Source organism: Pontibacter beigongshangensis (assembly GCF_014332515.1).
GTDB lineage: Bacteria > Bacteroidota > Bacteroidia > Cytophagales > Hymenobacteraceae > Pontibacter > Pontibacter beigongshangensis.
Map to the genome: position 1 here is coordinate 1 of NZ_VFSD01000025.1, position 19029 is coordinate 19029.

The 19029-nt window shown below is 50.4% G+C and carries 13 protein-coding genes and 1 tRNA gene; 9 read left to right on the plus strand and 5 right to left on the minus strand.

The genetic code is table 11. The features are described 5' to 3' along the window. Positions 1-793 precede the first annotated feature (793 nt). The 4 genes from FJM74_RS18185 (at position 794) to FJM74_RS18200 (ending at position 6369) form a co-directional block, all read left to right on the plus strand. Positions 794-1429: a peroxiredoxin gene (locus FJM74_RS18185; protein WP_187264070.1), complete on the plus strand. Its 636-nt coding sequence runs from the start codon at positions 794-796 to the stop codon at positions 1427-1429. A gap of 6 nt (positions 1430-1435) precedes the next feature. Beyond that, positions 1436-3241: an assimilatory sulfite reductase (NADPH) flavoprotein subunit gene (locus FJM74_RS18190; protein ID WP_187264071.1), complete on the plus strand. Its 1806-nt coding sequence runs from the start codon at positions 1436-1438 to the stop codon at positions 3239-3241. A gap of 83 nt (positions 3242-3324) precedes the next feature. Next, a complete protein-coding gene (cysI, locus tag FJM74_RS18195; protein WP_187264072.1) occupies positions 3325-5046 on the plus strand; it encodes an assimilatory sulfite reductase (NADPH) hemoprotein subunit in 1722 nt (573 codons plus the stop codon). 240 nt (positions 5047-5286) lie between these two features. Next, positions 5287-6369 carry an NAD(P)H-dependent flavin oxidoreductase gene (locus FJM74_RS18200; protein ID WP_187264073.1) on the plus strand — a complete coding sequence of 361 codons (1083 nt, stop codon included), beginning with the start codon at positions 5287-5289 and terminating at the stop codon, positions 6367-6369. A 480-nt stretch (positions 6370-6849) separates the two neighbouring features. Here FJM74_RS18200 and FJM74_RS18205 read toward each other — a convergent pair. The 3 genes from FJM74_RS18205 to FJM74_RS18215 form a co-directional block, all read right to left on the minus strand. Next, positions 6850-6921: transfer RNA gene (locus tag FJM74_RS18205), tRNA-Glu, on the minus strand. 147 nt (positions 6922-7068) lie between these two features. Beyond that, positions 7069-9471, minus strand: coding sequence for an ABC transporter permease (locus tag FJM74_RS18210; protein ID WP_187264074.1), 2403 nt, complete (start codon positions 9469-9471; stop codon positions 7069-7071). A gap of 24 nt (positions 9472-9495) precedes the next feature. Continuing rightward, the gene (locus FJM74_RS18215) at positions 9496-10188 is read right to left on the minus strand and encodes an ABC transporter ATP-binding protein (RefSeq protein WP_187264146.1); all 693 of its coding nucleotides are present in this window, start codon (positions 10186-10188) and stop codon (positions 9496-9498) included. 690 nt (positions 10189-10878) lie between these two features. Between FJM74_RS18215 and FJM74_RS18220 the strand changes: the two genes are divergently transcribed. The 3 genes from FJM74_RS18220 to FJM74_RS18230 all read left to right on the plus strand — a co-directional run bounded on the left by FJM74_RS18220 (position 10879) and on the right by FJM74_RS18230 (position 14364). Beyond that, positions 10879-12276 carry a sigma-54-dependent transcriptional regulator gene (locus FJM74_RS18220; RefSeq protein WP_187264075.1) on the plus strand — a complete coding sequence of 466 codons (1398 nt, stop codon included), beginning with the start codon at positions 10879-10881 and terminating at the stop codon, positions 12274-12276. After that, entirely contained in the window at positions 12266-13621 is a 1356-nt protein-coding gene (locus FJM74_RS18225) for a sensor histidine kinase (protein ID WP_187264076.1), read from the plus strand. Before FJM74_RS18220 ends, FJM74_RS18225 begins: the two co-directional genes overlap by 11 nt. A 284-nt stretch (positions 13622-13905) precedes the next feature. Beyond that, on the plus strand, positions 13906-14364 hold the full coding sequence (locus tag FJM74_RS18230) for an OsmC family protein (RefSeq protein WP_187264077.1): 459 nt from the start codon (positions 13906-13908) through the stop codon (positions 14362-14364). A 278-nt stretch (positions 14365-14642) separates the two neighbouring features. Here FJM74_RS18230 and FJM74_RS18235 read toward each other — a convergent pair whose 3' ends face one another. Then, on the minus strand, positions 14643-15503 hold the full coding sequence (locus tag FJM74_RS18235; protein WP_187264078.1) for an SDR family oxidoreductase: 861 nt from the start codon (positions 15501-15503) through the stop codon (positions 14643-14645). A 346-nt stretch (positions 15504-15849) separates the two neighbouring features. Between FJM74_RS18235 and FJM74_RS18240 the strand changes: the two genes are divergently transcribed. Together FJM74_RS18240 and FJM74_RS18245 are read left to right on the plus strand one after the other, a co-directional pair. Next, positions 15850-17175 carry a type IX secretion system plug protein gene (locus FJM74_RS18240; protein WP_187264079.1) on the plus strand — a complete coding sequence of 442 codons (1326 nt, stop codon included), beginning with the start codon at positions 15850-15852 and terminating at the stop codon, positions 17173-17175. A gap of 62 nt (positions 17176-17237) precedes the next feature. Continuing rightward, entirely contained in the window at positions 17238-17531 is a 294-nt protein-coding gene (locus tag FJM74_RS18245) for a DUF1330 domain-containing protein (protein ID WP_187264080.1), read from the plus strand. 268 nt (positions 17532-17799) lie between these two features. On the opposite strand, the gene ychF is transcribed toward FJM74_RS18245, so the two are convergent. Continuing rightward, on the minus strand, positions 17800-18897 hold the full coding sequence (ychF, locus tag FJM74_RS18250; RefSeq protein WP_187264081.1) for a redox-regulated ATPase YchF: 1098 nt from the start codon (positions 18895-18897) through the stop codon (positions 17800-17802). Positions 18898-19029: the final 132 nt, after the last annotated feature.

A 19029-nucleotide genomic window follows, 5' to 3' on the forward strand; every position in this document is an offset into this window, starting at 1 on the left:
TTACTACAGCCCATTTTTTTCGAAAAGGTTAATAGTTGATGCCTTTCCTCTTCTTACCCGTTTTCGTTTAGCTCCGTCATGATTTCTGCAAAGAGTCTGGTAGATTTTAAATGGTCATCCAGGTTGTACATGGTGGATACAGTGATCAAGTTATCCACACCTGCTACTTCCCGCAATTCCTGAATTTGTGTTTTTCCTGGTTGCCTATTATCGACACAGTAATTACTTGGGCATTTGCTGTAAACTTGGATAATTATCTATTCATGTATTATCCAGAGTATTCCATCCAGTTCTTTTTCGATTCTGTTTTAACAGGTACAGCTATTTACTAACCAAGTAGTCGATTAATTACTGGACAGGAGGCTCAAAAAGGGATCTTTGAGTATATCGAGCTGTATCACAACACCATAGGGTACCTGAGCCCGATGCACTTCGAAAAGCAATGTTAACTTTATGAGCGCTAAGCACGTTTACTGCCCGTCATTTCCGACACACCTCACCTCTTGAGGAGATAAGGGACACCCGAAACTAGAGATACAAAGGCTGCAGCTAGCGGTTAGCTAATGCACCTTAGTGCTAAAGTTAAGCCGAGAAGAAAGCTAAATTGCACCGATTCCTTTTATAGTAGCTATGATTCCATGAATTCAGCTATATCCCTGCTATACTACTTCAATACTTCTGTTTTTATCCATTATAACAAAATGTTATACCACATAACTATTTGCTATTGGTATGTCTTTCGAGCCGGCCGTACCTTTAACCTAAATATATCTTCAACTAAAGAAAGAATGTTATGAGTTTAAGAATCGGAGATGATGCTCCTAATTTTACGGCACAGACGACAGAAGGCGAAATCAATTTTTACGAATGGCTCGGAGACAGCTGGGGAATTCTCTACTCCCATCCGGCAGATTTTACTCCGGTTTGCACGACTGAGCTTGGCAGAACTGCACAACTAAAAGATGAATTTACCAAAAGAGCCACAAAAGTAATTGCCGTTAGTGTGGATGAGCTAAAGTCGCACCACGACTGGATCAAGGACATCAACGAAACACAAAACTGTGATGTTGATTTTCCTATCATTGCGGATGCTGATAGAAATGTGGCTACCCTTTATGATATGATCCACCCGAATGCATCTACTAGTGTGACGGTAAGATCAGTGTATTTTATTGGGCCTGATAAGAAAATCAAAGCCATTATTACGTACCCGGCTTCTACAGGAAGAAACTTCCAGGAAATACTAAGGGTGGTTGATTCACTTCAGCTGACAGCAAACTTTAGCGTGGCTACTCCAGTGGAGTGGCAGGAAGGACAGGATGTAATCATTTCACCGGCCGTGAAGCAGGAAGATGTGGAAGAGAAGTTTCCAAAAGGCCACAGGGTAATAAAACCATATCTGAGATATACGCCTCAACCAAATAAATAAGCTTTAATGGATTTCAAAAAGGGACTGGAAAGGGGACCGTTTTCTGATAAGCAAGCGGCACAGCTACATGAAGCGCTGTCAGGATTAGATTCCGGGCAGCTTCAGTGGTTGTGCGGCTATATTACCGGTGCCACCTTAGCACCTACAGCTTCAGTTGTGAACACAGAGGCGACCGGGATTTCTGTGGCAAAAGAAGCACCAAAACTAAACATACTGTACGGCAGCCACACCGGCAACAGCGAAGCCCTTGCCAATAACCTGGCGGCCCTGGCGAAGGCGCATGGTGTAGAGGTTGAGGTATCTGACATGACCTCCTTTAGAACCAGAGACCTGAAGAAGATCACCAACCTGGCGGTACTGGTGAGCACGCACGGTATTGGTGAGCCTCCGGTACAGGCCGAGGAGTTTTACAATTTTCTTCACAGCAAGAAGGCCCCGGACCTTTCTCATGTCAAATTTTCGGTGCTGGCCCTCGGCGACAGCAGTTATGTAGACTTCTGCCAGACAGGAAAAGCATTTGATGCCGTGCTCGAAAAACTGGGTGCGCTACGCATCAGCCCACGGGTAGATTGTGATGTGGATTTTGAGGATTTGGCGGAATCATGGCAGCATTCTCTGCTCCAGCAAATCACTCAGAATTTAGATGCTGCAGCAGTGGTAGAAACGGAGTATGTCAGCGCGGCTGAAGCTAGTAAGCCAAAGTACACCCGAAAGAACCCATTCGAGGCGACGATAATGGAGAAAATCAACCTGAACGGAAGAGGATCGTCAAAAGAAACGATTCACCTTGAGCTTAACCTGGAGGGATCAGGGTTGGTGTATGAGCCTGGTGATGCACTTGGCGTGTACGGCACCAATTCTCCTTCCCTGATAGAAGGAGTGCTACATACTACGAATCTTTCTGGTGATGAAGTGGTGCAGGGCCATAACGGAGAAAAACCACTGGTTGAAGCCTTGGCCTACGACTACGAACTGAGCCCGCTCTCCAGTGTCAGCCTAACCAAATATGCGGAGCTTACCGGGAGCACGAGACTAAAAGGAATACTCGCCGATAATGAAAAGATAGTAGAGTACCTGCACGGGCGCGATGTGCTGGACCTTCTGAAAGAAGTACCCTGTAAACTGAGTGCAGGCGACCTGCTGTCGGTGCTGCGAAAGAACATGCCACGGATGTACTCTATTGCCTCTTCACAGGCTGCGGTGGAAGACGAAGTACACCTGCTCGTGTCGGTGGTGCGCTACCAGGCTTATGGCCGGCACAAGGAAGGACTTTGCTCCGCTACATTGGCTGATCGCTTTCAGGTAGATGATAAAGTGAAGGTTTTTGTAGATAAGAACACGCGCTTTAAGCTTCCTGCTAGCCCCGATGCCCCCGTTATTATGGTTGGCCCCGGCACCGGCATCGCCCCCTTCCGAGCTTTTATGCAGCACCGGGAGGTGGAAGAGCACAAAGGCAAGTCCTGGCTTTTCTTCGGCGACCGTAACTACACGACCGATTTTCTTTATCAGACGGAGTGGCAGCAGTACCTGAAAGAAGGCGTTCTGACAAAAGCAGACGTTGCTTTCTCGCGGGATCAGGTAGAGAAGCATTATGTGCAGCATCGCATGCTGGAGAACGGAAAAGAACTGTATTCCTGGCTGGAGAGCGGGGCCCACTTTTATGTATGCGGCGAGGCCAAGCGCATGGCCAAAGATGTACACAACGCTTTAAGGGAGATCATACAGCAGCACGGCGGGGTTACTCCTGCAAAAGCAGAAGAATATATTAAGCATCTGCAAGTTGCAAACCGTTACCAAACAGATGTTTATTAAAGGAAATTGATGAGGTAAATCAAGTAGAGCACAGCATCAACAGGAGACGGTAGAAGAGGTGGGGCTTACTAAAAATGAAAGCAATGGATGAGTTATTGGAAAAGCAGAAATTGTCTGCTGATGAATACATAAAAGAGAAAAGTAATTACCTGCGGGGAACCATCAAGGAGAGCTTGAGCAACCCGCTGACGGGGGCGCTGCATCCGGACGATGTGAAGCTGATCAAGTACCACGGTTCCTACCAGCAGTATGACCGGGACCTGGACAGTGAGCGGAAGAGGCAGAAATTGGAACCTCTATACCAGTTCATGGTAAGGGTGAGAGTACCGGGAGGAATCACCACGCCGGAGCAATGGCTTGCATTAGATAAGCTTTCCGATACGCATGGCAATGGAACAATGAAGTTGACTACAAGACAGTCCTTCCAGTTTCATGGCATACTAAAAAGAAGCCTGAAGCCAACTATCAAGGCCATCAACGAAACCTTGTTGAGCACCATTGCCACCTGTGGCGATGTCAACAGGAACGTGATGTGCAATCCCAATCCTTACCAGTCGCAGATACACGAAGAAGTATATGGTATTGCAGCCAAGCTAAGTGAATACTTTACGCCCAAAACAACAGCCTATCATGAAATATGGCTGGATCAGGAAAAGGTAGGCGGCACGCCGGACAGAGAGCCTTTATATACCGAAACATACCTGCCCCGTAAATTCAAAATTGCGTTAACCGTACCGCCTAGAAATGACATTGATGTTTTTGCCAATGATCTGGGCCTGATTGCTATCGAAGAGGGCAATGAGCTGGTTGGTTTTAATGTGTGTGTCGGCGGTGGACTGGGCAGCACTTTTGGCGATGACACCACCTATGCGCGCTTGGCCGATGTGATTGGTTTTGTATCCAAAGAGAAGGTTATCGAAGTATCGGAAACTATTATTGCTATCCAGCGGGACTATGGCAACCGCGTCAACAGAAGGAATGCCAGGCTGAAGTATACCATTGATAAAGGAGGGCTGGAGTGGTTTGTGGACGAGTTGAATTCCCGCCTTGGCTGGGAGATTGAAAGCCCGAGAAACTACCATTTCGATACTAACGGAGATGAGTATGGTTGGCTGAAGGGCACAAATGGAAAATGGTTCTATACCTTGTTTGTGGAAAACGGGCGGGTGAAAGACGAAAAAGGATATAAGCTTAAAAAAGCGTTAAGAGAAGTAGCTCTTGTTCTGAATAAAGACGCCGACATGCGCCTGACCGGAAACCAGAACCTGATTATCGGGAATATTGAAGAAAAGGACAAGGACGTGATTGAGGTGATTCTGGCACAACATGGTGTGCTGAATAATCCGAAATTAACAGGCCTCCGGCTCAATTCCATGGCCTGTGTAGCGTTGAACACGTGTAGTCTTGCGTTTGCAGAAGCAGAGCGTTACCTGCCTTCCCTAATCGATAAGTTAGATGTTTTGCTAACTAAAAATGGCCTGCAAACGGACGAAATCAACATCCGCATGACAGGCTGCCCGAACGGCTGTGGCCGATCGCCGCTGGGGGAAATCGGATTGGTAGGCCGTGCTGTTGGCAGATACAACTTATACTTGGGAGCCAGCCACAACGGCGACAGGTTAAATACTTTATATAAAGAAATGCTTTCTGAAGAGGGCATACTGGAAACCCTCGACCCGATCTTTTCCGCGTATGCTCTGGAGAGGGGGGAAGGAGAACACTTTGGCGATTTTGTGGTAAGAAAAGGTATAGTGGAAGTGACCGACCGCCCTGTAAAAATTTTGTGTTTCAGCGAAAACGGGTAAAAGTGGCACTTTTAGCAGGCAAGATACACGTATAACTAACTCTGGGTTTTTAATCAACTAAGAGCCTTCAAGTGATTTTTGTCGAGTCAGTTTTAGAGCAGAAAGAAGTCTGGATGTACGAATTATTCTAATCAAAACAGCCCTTCAGAGACCTTTTCTGCTCCTGATGCCCCTGATCCGGCCCGCATACGACAGATTTTACTTGAATGTACTTAGTAGGCCCATCAACTTAACACTGCAATGAACCGGCAAAACGAGATTATCAGGTTATTAAACATAGCGTATCCTCTCATACAAGCTCCTATGTTAGGAGTGACGTCTTCTGAGATGGTTGCTGCTGTTTCTAATGGTGGTGGACTGGGTTCTCTGCCCTTAGGAGGTTTAAATCCGGATGCGTGTGCTACGCTTATAGCCAGGACCAAGAGCTTAACTACCCGAACATTTGCTGTTAATCTCTTTGCGCATGATGTTCCTGAAGAGGATCATACTGTTATAGAAGCAATGCAGGATTTTTTATACCGCATTTGCCAGGAAAACGGCTTCGAATATAAAAAGATCTCTGCCGGAGACATGAAGCTCTATACTTACGAAGAGCAGATAGAAGTTATCATCCGTGAGCAGGTGCCTGTCGTGAGTTTCACTTTTGGAGTTCTTAAAGATGATGTTATCCGAGAGCTTCAAAGCCGCAGGGTTGTGCTGATAGGTACCTGCACGAGTGTGAGGGAGGCCAGGCTATTGGAAGAAAAAGGAATTGACATTGTTTGTGCCCAGGGGATAGAGGCAGGTGGACACAGGGCAAGCTTTCTATACAAAGATGAAATTCCCCAGATAGGTACTTTTTCGTTAGTGCCACAAGTATGTGACAGCCTGAAGAAACCTGTTATTGCAGCAGGAGGAATTTTTGACGGTAGAACTATTAATGCAGCCATTGCTTTAGGTGCTGCCGGTGTTCAGGTTGGAAGTGCTTTCATTAATTCTGTAGAGAGCCTGGCAGCTAAATCTCATAAAGACGCTACCCTACGCCGTTCTGATACAGGAACAGTTCTTACCAGAGCTTATTCAGGCAGATGGGCCAGGGGAATAAAAAATGCATTTATAGAGAATGTAGATAATTCAGGGTTGACCATACCAGCCTATCCCTATCAGAATGCCTTAACTGCAGAGCTCCGTAAGGCAGCTAAAGAAAAAGATGAGGAAAAATTTATTAGTTTATGGTGCGGTCAATCAGGTGCAAAAGGTCAGCATAGGGCATCTTCTGAAATTTTGGCGGAAATGATTGCCGACGCTGAAAAAGTTAAAAACCTGATATGCCACAAGCAGTGAAAATTCAACAGAGCTGCTATCGCCATCTGTTAACAGCAAATGAGGCTGTAGTTTAAACAGCACCTTCACCCTCTTGTTGCTTTGAGGTTGCCTTACACTGTCACCTGTTACCTGTTGCATACAAGTTGCCAGTTGGCCACCAATATGAGTCTGTGGACCGTTTCAGAAAACGGCCGTTTTAGCAGTTCAGAAAAGTAACGAGGTAAAGTAGCCTTTTTCTTCTCCCTTTTAGGCGTCTCATAAGTCAAATCAGAAATATGTTTTATAAGATAAATAAGCGGGATAACCTTGGTATGATGTAGGTAATGGACAAAGATGTTTTTTGACACAGCCACCTTATCACCCATAAGAGGGGAGCAGCATAACCTTTTTCTCGTGCATTTGAGGCATTAAAAAAATAGTGATAAGTGAGAGGAAAGCGATCTTAGCATCCGAACCACAAAAAAAGCCGCTTCAGTTTTAACTGAAGCGGCTTTCGAGTAGTCCGTAGGGGAATCGAACCCCTGTTGCCAGAATGAAAATCTGAAGTCCTAACCCCTAGACGAACGGACCATTGTGTCGTATTGTGGTGCAAATATAGAGGGTCCATTTTAAATAGCAAATAGCTGGCGCTAAAATTTCTCAGATAAAAGCAGGCTTCTGGCGTAAGTAGCTCATTTCTAAAAAGAAAAAATTTTCTGACTGCTTCAAAAATGGATGCTACTCCGTCTTTAGCGACTGTACAGGGTTTGCCAAGGCTGCCTGAATGGCTTTGGCGCTCATCGTGATAAGGGCCAACAGCAAGGTGGCGATGCCTGCCACCAGAAAAGCACCGTAACTTATCTCGATCCGGTACGCAAAGTCCTCAAGCCACTTGTGCATCAGGTAATAGGCAATAGGCGCGGCAATCAGGAAAGCAATCAGGACCAGCTTCACGAACTCTTGAGAAAACAGCATAACAATATCAAATACCGATGCCCCCAGCACTTTCCGGACGCCAACCTCCTTGGTGCGCTGAGCTGCCAGAAAGGAAATGAGGCCATACAAACCCAGGCAACCAATCAGAATGGCAATAAAAGCGAATACTTTAAACAATGTCTGCTGCCGGGTTTCTTCGAGGTAAAAGCGGGCAAAGGTCTCCTCATAAAACTCGTAATTAAACTCGTCGTCCGGATAAGCCTTGTTCCACACTTTCTCAAGGTGCCGGATGGCTGCTTCTGTCTGGCTCATGTCTATTTTAGCGGCCAGGTGGTAATAGGAGTCACGCACACTGGTAATTATGGAGGGCTGTATGGTGTAGTGCAGCGAGCTTTGGTGAAAGTCATGTACAACGCCCACAATCGGGCCTTCTTTGCCTCCCATGTTCAGTTTATGGCCAAGCGCCTCCTCAGGAGTTTTAAAATCAAGTTTGCGACGCATGGTCTCGTTAATCACAAATTCGCGGATCGTGTCACTTTCAGCGTAATTGCGGCCAGCTGCGAAAGATATTCCGAAAAGCTCAAAGTAGTTTCCATCAGCGAACTTAGTATGGGACCGGAAGGGCACATACTCTGCCGACCCATTTAGCCGGAACGCATTTTCAGCCGTGATAATGGAGGCCGGAGGGGACAGCGTAAAGCTTACCCTTTTTACAGAAGGCACGCTGGTTAACTCTGTCTTATAAGCCATCAGCTTACCGGCGGTGCCTACTGGCAGGTGCAGCAGCACAATCGCTTCTCTGTTAAAGCCGAGCGGTTTGTTCCGGAAGTAGTTCATCTGTTCGCTCACGACAAGTGTGCAGATGATCAGCACCTGGCAAATGGTAAACTGCAGCACCACCAGCGCCCTGCGCAGCGACAAGCCGGCCACCTGCTGCGTGTTCACACGGCTTTTCAGAGCCGCAATGGGCTGATACCCGGCCAGTATAAAGGCAGGGTACAAACCTGCGAAAAGTGTTACCAGCACGGTCTCCAGCAACAGGAACAGAAGCAGAAGCGGTTCTTCGGAAAAACTGAAGACAAGGTCGAGTTCCAGCAGCTGGTTCAGGAACGGAAGAGCAAGTTCTGCCAGGATAATAGAAACAAGCGTGGCGGCGAGCGTGATCAGGAAGGTCTCGCCCAGGAACTGCAGCATGATCTGGCTGAAGCTCCCGCCGAGCACTTTGCGCATACCTACTTCTTTAGAACGTTTGATGGCCTGCGCGGTGGCCAGGTTTACAAAGTTGATGCAGGCTGCTACAATCAGTAAAACACCGATGAGGCCCATGGCCCAGATTACCTCCATCGGCACAACCCGCATAGAATAGTTAAACAAGTCCGGGTTATGATGCAGGTCGCTCAGAGGCTGCAGAAAAAAGGCTTTGATGTCGTCGTGCTTTTCAGGCACATGTGGCATAATGGCCTCGTTCACTCTGGCCTCCATTTCGGCCGGGTCTGCTCCGGCTGGCAGGGTAACATACAGGTTCTGGTTGCTGACGGTAATGCCCCAGTTGCTGATATCGTAGGGGGATAAATCCTTGGCAGTACTGTAGGAGATAAACAGGCAGAACGGGAAATCGGTGTTGACAGGCAAATCCGGCACAACGCCCACCACCTGCAGCGTCAGCTTGTTGTTGAGCCGAAGGGTCTGGCCAACTGCCTCTTCGTTCGGGAAATATTTTTCGGCCAGCGTCCTGGTCAGTACCATGGTGTTGGGCTCCCGGAGCCGCTCCAGAAAATTTCCGGATCCGGTATCGAAATCAAACATGCTGAAAAACTCCGGTTCCACAAAGCCCATAGCCCGGTGCTCGCGGTAATGCCGTGCCGGCACATTACCCTGCTCCGGCACGGTTATCTGGCCTTCTTCTTCCCCATAAATTTGCGTTACCAGGCTAAGCCCCGGGTTGTTCTGGCGCAGTAGCTCTGTAACCGGTACCGGCATATAAGCCTGTAACCCTTCGTTCCCCTCCACACTATATCGCAGGACTACCCGGTAGGTGAGTGCCCGGTTCTCATGGAAGTTGTCGTAGCTCAATTCAAATTTGATGACCAGGAAAAGCAGAATGCTGCAGGTTATGCCTAAGGCCAGACCCAGTATGTTCAGAAAGGTGTAGCTTCTGTTCCGGAGCAGCGACCGGATAGCGGTGAGAAAGTAGGTCTTCAGCATGCTGGTTGGGCTTGGAGACAGAGGTTAAAACAACGCCAGGGGGCTGGTGACGCGTTCGGTGACTACCTGCCCGTCGAAGAGGTTGATAAGGCGGTGTGCGTACTCCGCATCGGCGGGGGAGTGGGTCACCATCACAATGGTGGCGCCTTCGGCATTCAGCTCCGAAAGCAGCAGCATCACTTCCCTGCCATGCTGGGAGTCGAGGTTGCCGGTAGGCTCGTCGGCCAGAATCAGGCTTGGTCTGCCTACTACGGCACGAGCAATAGCCACCCGCTGCTGCTGTCCGCCCGATAGTTGCTGCGGGAAGTGTGCGTGCCGGTGCGCGATGCCCATCCGCTGCATCGTCTCCTGCACCCGCCTTTTAATCTCGGTCTTCGGCAGGCCCTGGTAAAAAAGCGGCAGTTCGATGTTCTCCTGCACACTGAGCTCATCTATCAGGTTAAAGCTCTGGAAGATAAACCCCAGGTTCTCGCGGCGCAGGTTAGCCCGCTTTCGTTCCGGTGCCGTCGTTACGTCTTCGCCCAGAAACTGCAGCGTTCCACCCGTGGGCCTATCGAGCAGGCCCAGAATGTTGAGCAGCGTACTCTTGCCACAGCCGGATGGCCCCATAATCGCCACAAAGTCGCCTTGTGCAATGCGCAGCTCTACCCCTGTGAGCGCGGTTGTTTCCACGGTGTCGGTCAGGTATTTCTTTTCGAGCCGCGATGTCTGGATAATAATCTTTTCCATAGATTCAGTTTGGACAACAGCTAAGTGCTTTGCCTGCCGGAGCGGCAAAGCTATGGAGGTTATGCCAAGAGCTGTGCCAATCTCCAAATCGGCTATTCCACCACCTAGCCACCTTTGTCTGCTGCCTGACATGTCCGGGTCCGGACATAATTTGTCCGGGAATGGACAGTAAAAAGATGCATTTTATCTGAAAATATTTTAAATTACGCAGGAATTGGGCTGGCGCAGTACTATGCCTGAAAACTGCAAACAGGCCTTGCTGTGCTGGTTTTTCTAATTTGGAGAGGAATGAAAAAATTGTGGATGAGTGGCTGAGAGAATAAAAATCAAGGCTGATCATTTCCCTACAATGGCCTTACCACTGAAATATACCTCTCAGCATCTACAAAGAGCAGCAGCAGGTGTAGCTCTGGAGGCCTGTTTTGATTAGAATAATTCGTGTGTATGTCCTTTCAGGTTATATCTGCCCCGTGCTTTCAGCTCGGGGCAGATATAACCTGATTATCACAATTGAGATACCCCCTATACTGTTATGCAATCACCTGTTTCAAGCCCAAAAAATCTACCCATTCTAAAATTCTGTAAATTATTGGGGTAGGGGGCCTATAAATAGAATCAAACAAAATTCACTCAATCACTCTTTCGCTTATTCAAAATGCATAATTAACCCCTACCGCTATGGAAGAAAAAAGCCTTGGTCGCATTCTCGTCATCGATGATAACGAGGATATCCTTTTCTCCTCTAAAATGCTGCTTCGGAAGTACGCCACGGAGGTAGTAATGGAGAAAAACCCGAAGAAGATCCCGTTCCTGGTGTCGAACGAGCAATTTGATATCATTCTGCTCGACATGAACTTCAGCCACGACATCACCAGCGGGCAGGAGGGCTTTTTCTGGCTCAAAGAGATCCTGAAATACGACCCGTCGGCGGTGGTGGTCATGATTACGGCTTTCGGCGATGTGGAGATGGCGGTGCGGGCGCTCAAAGAAGGTGCCACCGATTTTGTGCTGAAGCCCTGGCAGAACGAGAGACTGCTGGCTACACTCACCGCGGCCTCCAAACTGCGCCAGTCCCGCAAGGAGGTAGACCAGCTGAAGGAGGTGAACAAAACGCTGACGGCCGAGCTCAACACATCTGCCCCGGTTATTACTGGCCAGAGCGCCCCCATGCGCCAGCTGTTTTCGCTTATCGATAAAGTAGCCAAGACTGATGCCGACATCCTGCTGCTCGGCGAAAACGGAACAGGCAAGGAAGTAATTGCCCGCACCATTCATCAGCGCTCCTCCCGTGCCGACAAGGTGTTCGTGACCGTTGATATGGGCGCCATAACTGAAAGCCTGTTTGAGAGTGAGTTGTTTGGCCACAAAAAAGGCGCCTTCACCGATGCCAAAGACGACAGGATTGGCCGCATAGAAGCTGCCAACGGGGGCACCCTTTTCCTGGATGAAATCGGAAACCTTTCGCCCTCCCTGCAGGCCAAGTTGCTTACAGTGCTGCAGCGCCGCGAGGTAATTCGGGTGGGCACCAACAAATCGATTCCGGTGAATGTGCGCCTGATCTGTGCCACCAACATGCCCTTGCGGGTGATGGTGCAGCGCCACGAGTTCCGGCAGGATTTGCTCTACCGCATCAACACCGTGGAGCTGAACCTGCCGCCCCTCCGCAACCGCACCGATGACCTGCCGATGTTCGCAGAGCATTTTCTGGGCACCTACGCCCGCAAGTACAGACAGCCGCAAAAGGTGCTTTCTGCTGCTGCTTTGCACAAGCTGCAACACTATAGCTGGCCGGGCAATGTGCGGGAGCTGCAGCACGCCCTGGAGCGCGCCTGCATCCTGAGCGACAACCGCGAGCTGCAGCCCGAAGATTTCTTTTTCCTGCCGGAAGAGGCACATCCGACCTTACCGTCCGGTGCTGCCACAGCACCACAAAATGCCCGCAGCCTCGACGACCTGGAGCGGGATGCCGTGCAGCAGGCCATGCAGAAGCACGACGGAAACATATCGAAGGCGGCCAGGGAATTGGGCCTGTCGAGAGGGGCGCTGTACAGGAGGCTGGAGAAATATGCTCTTTAAGAACTTCCGCCTGCAACTTCTGTTGCGCCTGCTGCTGCTGGTTGCCTCGGTGTACGTGCTCGCTTCTATGGAATTTTCGGAGGCTTATCGCAGCACCTATATCGGACTGGTGTTCTTTATTTTGCTGCAGCTGGTGCTACTGGTCCGCTATCAGGAAGGTAGCAGCCGCAAAGTGCTCCACTTTCTGAATGCCATCCGGTTCGATGATTTTTCGGAGCAGTTTAAAGCCGCAGGAGAGGGAAAGGTGCTGCAAGAGCTGTCGGTGCGGCTGAACGAGGTGATGCAGAAGTTCCGGGAGGTGCGGGCCGATAAGGAGGCCAACCTGCAGTATTTCGAGGCCATTGTGCAGCACATCGGCACCGGCATTATCACTTACAAACCCGATGGCACCATTCTGCTCATGAATAATGCAGCCCGGAAGCTGCTGCAGGCCAGCCAGGCCCGTCATGTGCAGGAGCTGCAGGTAGAGCAGGCCAGCCAGGCCGCCGCGTTCCAGGACCTGGCGCACGGCGATAAGGTATTGCTGCAGGTGCGGCAGGGCGGGGAGCTGGTGCACCTGTCGGTGCAGGTAATGGAACTGGCCATGCTGGGGAACCCTATCCGGCTGGCCTCGGTGCAGAACATACAGCCGGAGCTGGAGGAGAAGGAGATGGAAGCCTGGCACAACCTGATCAAAGTGCTCACCCATGAGATCATGAACTCCGTTACGCCCATTTCCTCGCTGGCAGCCAGCGCAGGCGAGGAGGTGAACAGCTACATCGATACGCCAGCCCCCGAAATTACGCTGCTGAAGGAGGAGCTGGAAGATATCGGGCTATGCCTGCAGACCATCAGCCGCCGCAGCGATGGCCTGATCCATTTTGTGAGCGACTTCCGGAACCTGACCGCCGTGAAATTGCCACAGCTTCAGCTGTTTGATCTGGCAGAGCTGCTGAAGGAACTCAAAACGCTGATGCGGGAGCAGCTGGCGCACCAGCAGGTAAGCTTCTGTCTGGAGCTGGGGCACCAGAGCCTGCTGCTCACGGCAGACCGCACTATGGTGGAGCAGGTGCTGATCAACCTCGTCAAAAATGCCATAGAAGCCACCCAGGAGCAGGAAGTGAAGCAGGTAAAGGTAAACGCCTACCTCGATGAGCGCAGCCGCATCAGCATAGAAGTCTCCGATAACGGCACAGGGCTGACACCGGAGGCCATGTCCAAAATTTTCATTCCTTTTTTCACCACCAAAAAAACCGGCTCCGGCATTGGCCTCAGCCTCTCCCGGCAGATCATGCGCCTGCACAAAGGCACCATCTCGGTGCAATCGGAACTCGGCAAAGGCACCACCTTTACCTTACGGTTTTAAATTTGAAGATTTAGTGGTATGGTCAAAATCAGAATTTGCAAGATTAAAGGATTATCAGGAAAAGGATAAATAAAAAGTCCTGTGCATCCTAAGATCCAGTACATCCTGATTCTGACAGTAAAAAATCCTAACCTCAAAAAGGGGCGGAACCAGGAGCATCTGAAGGCTCCGGAGGGGTAAATTCATTCAAATAATTGCACCTCAGGCGCGTCCATTTAGCAAGGTTTTGTGCCTTTTCCTGTGCTTTGTCGTAGTATAAGCTGAGGATGTAAAGCTGAATAAAAATGGCAAAAAGCGAAACCGTAATTGTAAGTGCCGATAGCTCAGACGGCTATGTGGCCGAGATCATTGCAGGAGGTGAGGCAATGGTTATTGATGAGCATGCCGTAGCGGAGGGGCATAAAACGGGCCCTGACCCAAACGACTTTATTTTAAGTGCGCTGGGAGCCTGCACGGTGGTGACGCTGCACATGTATGCCAGCCGCAAGAACTGGCCCCTGGAGCGGGCCGAGGTGAGGTTGCAGCATGAGACTGTAAATGTTCCGGACCCGCAATCGCCAGAGAAGCAGCTCAGGCGCATGCTCATAACCAAGCAGCTTGTCTTATTCGGCGACCTGAGCGAGGAGCAGCGGAAACGGCTGGAAGAAATCTCGGGAAGATGCCCCGTGCAGCGAACCCTGGAAGCAGGGGTGCTGGTGCAGACTTTCCTGGACCCGACGCCGCCTTTCCCGGAGAAGCTCTAGCGCCTGGAAAAAAAATGATGACAGGGCTTTAGATGAATTATTCTAATGAAAAAGGCCCTCACGAGGCTGCTGTTGGAGGTCAGGCTCTTAGGCATCGGGTTCTGGCTGACTGTACTTCTTGCTCCTCAAACTTAATGGTTATAGCCCGCCAGCCAAATCCCGGATTTCAGTGTTTGGTTTGTCGATTTCGAGAGTAGGACTGAAAGGTCCGGTGCCTGGTACTCTCGATTTGTTGCCCCAGTTGTTTGCGGCCTGCCTACGATCGATTTGGCGAAGCATCAGACTTGCTGCGGTTCCAGTTCAAAGTACTCCTCTAAGGTAAGTACGCCGAGCGGAGGGGCTAAAAAATCCTCCTTGGTGAGGGCTAAGTAAAAGGATAACTTATCGTATAGGTTGCGCTGCACCAGTTTCAGCAGGGGCATGGCCGCTTTTATCAAAAAGGAAGGAATGGTAGGAACAAGGCCTTTGTAACCGGCAGTTTTGCAGTATAGCCTGATAAGCCTGGAGCGGGTATAAACGCGTTTGCCACCAATAGGTATTACCTGCGAGGGAAGCCCGATAGCGGCCACCGCCGCTTTGGCCACCTCTCCTTCATAGACCGGGTTTACGCGCCTGTCGGGTCCGCCCACATACCCGATGAGTCCTCTGGAAGCCAGCTCCACCTGTTCTCTGAACCCTGCAAAAAGAGCGGTGGGCTCCAGAATGATTTTGCTGATGGGGCTCTGTTTCAGGGCTTCTGAAAAATCGGCGTGGGCCTTGAAATAAGCCAGGTGTGGGTACTGGCTCGCCGAGAAGGCAGAGATGTAAATAAACTGGGAAACAGCAGATTTTTCGGCCTCGCCCAGCAGGTTGAGGTTTGCCAGAAAGTCTATTTCTCTGAACGTGGCAGTACATTTGTTTTTCAGGCTAAGGCTTTTGCCTATGGCAGAAATCACCACATCCACGTCTGCACACACGCCTTTCAGGGAGCCTTGGTCTGAGGCGTCGGCAATCAGAATTTCGTCCGGGGCAGGGCTGAGAGCAGCCGCTCTTTCTTTGCTGCGGGCAAGAACTTTTACATAGTAGCCCTGCTGCTTCAGTTCCTGAAACAGGTGTTTGCCCAGATTTCCGGTAGCTCCAGCCAATAGAATTTTTTTCATAGGCCCTTCAGAATGTGTTGATCAGGTAAATATATAAACTAACAATCGTTATTGCAAAAACCATAGATTTTTTTACATGGCCTGAACCTGCCTGTACTTTGTTAAGTACCATCTTGCCTGATGCGCACCTGTACTGCCAATGGACGGCAGCCGACGCTAAGCCGGCCCCTCTCTTACCTGCCGCAGCCGCCACCCGGAACAACTATGGCTTCAGCAGGCCTCTTTCTGAACATTTTTCGCCTTCAGAAACGAAAATTAAAGCCGGGCTGCCTATCTTAGTACATCTATTAACCAAAAAGGGGAGGGGCGGTGGCAGGTGCCACTAAACCAGAACCAGTTTTACTGCATGTTAAAAAAGAAGGTTTCATCCTGGCTTTTTGCTGCTTTGCTGGCCACAGGCCTGAGTGCCTGTGTTCCGCTGGAGCAGCAGGGGCAGGGGTATGGAAGCAGCGCTACACAGGCCACCCTGCGTTACGAAGATTATGTATATGACGAGAGCATCCGTTCGGTGCAGTGCTACCGCGCCACCGGCACACCGGAGGAGGTGCTGAACCCGGCCGTACTGCCGCTGAGCCAGGAGCAGCCGATCATGTTAGAGTTCGACAGGCTGAACACGGGGCCGCAGCGCCTGATCGTGAAGCTGCACCACTGCAGCGCCGACTGGGTGCCATCGGGCCTGAACGTGACGCAGTACCTGAACGATTTCAACGAGTTCTTTATTACCGACGTACAGAACTCCGTTAGCACAAGGGTGCCCTATGTGCACTACACCTTCCGGGTGCCCCGCGTAAAAATAAGCGGCAACTACCTGCTGCAGGTAACCGAAGAAGGTGGCAATGTGCTGCTTACCCGCAGGTTGCTCGTGTACGAAAATGCCGTGACAGTAGCCGCCAAACTAGGCGCACCGGCCGGGCCATCGGGCAGGTTCTCGCGGCAGCCGGTAGAGTTCAATATTTTTTACAAGGATTTCCCGCTGGTAAACCCGGCCCAGGAGGTAAAAGTGATCATGCGCCAGAACCACCGCTGGGACAATGCCAAAGCCTACCTACGGCCAACCTTTGTGCGCGATGAGGCACGCCGCCTGGAGTATGTGTTCTTCGAGCCGAAAGATCATTTTATGGGCCTGAGCGAGTTCCGCGTGTTCGATACCCGCAGCATCCGTTTCAGGGGGTTGGGCGTGCAGAATATTAACCTGGAGACGACTCCCATTATGGTGAACCTGCAGCAGGACAAGAGCCGACAAGGAGCAGCCTACAGCCAGGACCCGGATGCAGATGGCAAGTTACTCTTTGGCAACCGCGAGTATGGCAATGGCGATGTAAACGGCGATTATGCCTGGGTGGAGTTCGAACTGAGGTCACCGGAGCAGGCGAACGGGAATGTGTACCTGCTGGGCGCGCTGACCGACTGGCGCCTGACGGAGCAGGCCAGGCTGCGCTATAACCAGGAACGTGGCGCCTACTTGGGGCGCATGCTCCTGAAGCAGGGGTATTATAACTACTACTATGCCCTTGCCGGAGAAGCAGGAGCCGAGGCAGATGCCAGTTACTTCGAGGGCAGCCATTTCAGCACCGGCAACACCTACGACATTCTGGTATATTACCGCCCTCCGGGTACCCGCGCCGATATGCTGATCGGGTATGAGGAAATCGGGTATAACAGGAAGTTTTAAAGATCCATTATACTTAGTACATCCCTTTTCTCTATCATCCTAAATTCAAAAATAAAATAGCCATGCCTGCATACGTCATAGTAGAAATAGAAATAACTGACCCGGTAGCGTACGAAGAATATAAGCTGTACACGCCCGCATCCATTGCAGCCTATGATGGCCGGTTTGTGGTAAGAGGCGGCCGCACCGAGAGCCTGGAGGGCAATTGGAATCCGGAAAGAATGGTATTGCTGGAGTTCCCTACGGTAGAACGGGCTAAGGAGTGGTGGAACTCACCGGAGTACGCCAAAGCCAAAGGCATCCGGCAACGGGCCGCCAACACAAAGATGCTGGTGATGGAAGTCTTCAGGGGGTAGTGCTTCGCCAAATTGAAATTAGAAATTATCCTGCCGCGAGCTTTCAGCTCGCGGCAGCGATGTGGTCTGTTGTTGATGTATAGGGTAATACACTCAAATTATTCCAATGAAAACCTCCCTTCAGAGGTAATGGCTTTGTTGCTGCTGGCGTATCAGGAGTACAATAGCAGTGCCTTGCCAGCATCCACCTAAAAAGAGAAGGGATAGCCAATTGGCTATCCCTTCTCTTTTTAGGTGGATATAAAGCCTGGTTTCCAGTATCTTACCATTAAACGTTAAAGCGGAAGTGCATGATGTCGCCGTCCTGCACCACGTAGTCTTTGCCTTCTACGGCCATTTTGCCGGCTTCTTTTATCTTGGCTTCGGTCTTGTATTCCTGGTAGTCTTTCAGTTTAATCACCTCGGCCCGGATAAAGCCTTTTTCAAAATCAGAGTGAATAACGCCGGCTGCCTGTGGGGCTTTCCAGCCTCTGCCGATGGTCCAGGCGCGCACTTCTTTTACACCAGCGGTAAAGTAGGTCACCAGGTTGAGCAGTTGGTAAGAGGCACGGATCAGCTTGTTCAGGCCAGACTCAGTAAGGTTGTATTCAGCCAGGAACATCTCTTTCTCTTCCGGGTCGGTGAGCTCAGCGATCTGGGCTTCGATGGAAGCGCTGATCAGCACTACCTGCGCATTTTCGTTTTTCACGTTCTCCTCCAGTGCCTTCGAGAACTCGTTCCCAGTGTTCACTGAATTTTCGTCTACGTTGGCGGCATAAATAACCGGTTTTGCGGTGAGCAGGTTCAGGTCTTCTACGGCTTCCTTGTCTTCGTCGGTGGCATCGAGGGAGCGGGCGCTCAGGCCTGCCTCCAGGTGATTCTTGTATTTTTCGAGGCTCGCAAATTCTTTCTTGGCTTTGGCATCGCCGGCTTTGGCGCTGCGCTGCACCTTCTGCAGCTTTTTCTCCACCGATTCCAGGTCCTTCAGTTGCAGCTCCGTGTCGATAATCTCTTTGTCAGAGATCGGGTCTACCTTGCCGGCCACGTGCACAATGTTGGGGTCTTCGAAGCAGCGCACCACGTGAATGATGGCATCTACCTCGCGTATGTTGGCCAGGAACTTGTTGCCGAGCCCTTCGCCTTTGCTGGCGCCTTTCACCAGGCCGGCAATGTCGACAAACTCAATCACGGTTGGCAGCACACGCTCCGGGTGTACCAGCTCCTCGAGTATTTCCAGGCGCTCGTCGGGCACGGTAATAATACCCACGTTTGGCTCTATGGTACAAAAAGGGTAGTTGGCAGATTCTGCCTTGGCATTAGAAATAGCGTTAAACAGGGTAGACTTGCCAACATTTGGCAGTCCTACAATTCCGCATCTGAGTCCCATCGATAGTTTCTTTTATTATCAGGGCGCAAATATACAACATTTTAGGCAAGTGTGCAGGTGCCTTGGCTTAAGATTAGGTTTAAGATGCCGGAAGCAGGAAAGGAAGCCAGCTGAGATCACAGCAAAAAGCCC

Coding starts and splice junctions, on each gene's coding strand:
- FJM74_RS18190 (WP_187264071.1), top strand. CDS start 1,436: ATGGATTTCAAAAAGGGACTGGAAAGGGGACCGTTTTCTGATAAGCAA.
- cysI (WP_187264072.1), top strand. CDS start 3,325: ATGGATGAGTTATTGGAAAAGCAGAAATTGTCTGCTGATGAATACATA.
- FJM74_RS18185 (WP_187264070.1), top strand. CDS start 794: ATGAGTTTAAGAATCGGAGATGATGCTCCTAATTTTACGGCACAGACG.
- FJM74_RS18220 (WP_187264075.1), top strand. CDS start 10,879: ATGGAAGAAAAAAGCCTTGGTCGCATTCTCGTCATCGATGATAACGAG.
- FJM74_RS18225 (WP_187264076.1), top strand. CDS start 12,266: ATGCTCTTTAAGAACTTCCGCCTGCAACTTCTGTTGCGCCTGCTGCTG.
- FJM74_RS18235 (WP_187264078.1), bottom strand. CDS start 15,503: ATGAAAAAAATTCTATTGGCTGGAGCTACCGGAAATCTGGGCAAACAC.
- FJM74_RS18210 (WP_187264074.1), bottom strand. CDS start 9,471: ATGCTGAAGACCTACTTTCTCACCGCTATCCGGTCGCTGCTCCGGAAC.
- ychF (WP_187264081.1), bottom strand. CDS start 18,897: ATGGGACTCAGATGCGGAATTGTAGGACTGCCAAATGTTGGCAAGTCT.
- FJM74_RS18230 (WP_187264077.1), top strand. CDS start 13,906: ATGGCAAAAAGCGAAACCGTAATTGTAAGTGCCGATAGCTCAGACGGC.
- FJM74_RS18200 (WP_187264073.1), top strand. CDS start 5,287: ATGAACCGGCAAAACGAGATTATCAGGTTATTAAACATAGCGTATCCT.
- FJM74_RS18240 (WP_187264079.1), top strand. CDS start 15,850: ATGTTAAAAAAGAAGGTTTCATCCTGGCTTTTTGCTGCTTTGCTGGCC.
- FJM74_RS18245 (WP_187264080.1), top strand. CDS start 17,238: ATGCCTGCATACGTCATAGTAGAAATAGAAATAACTGACCCGGTAGCG.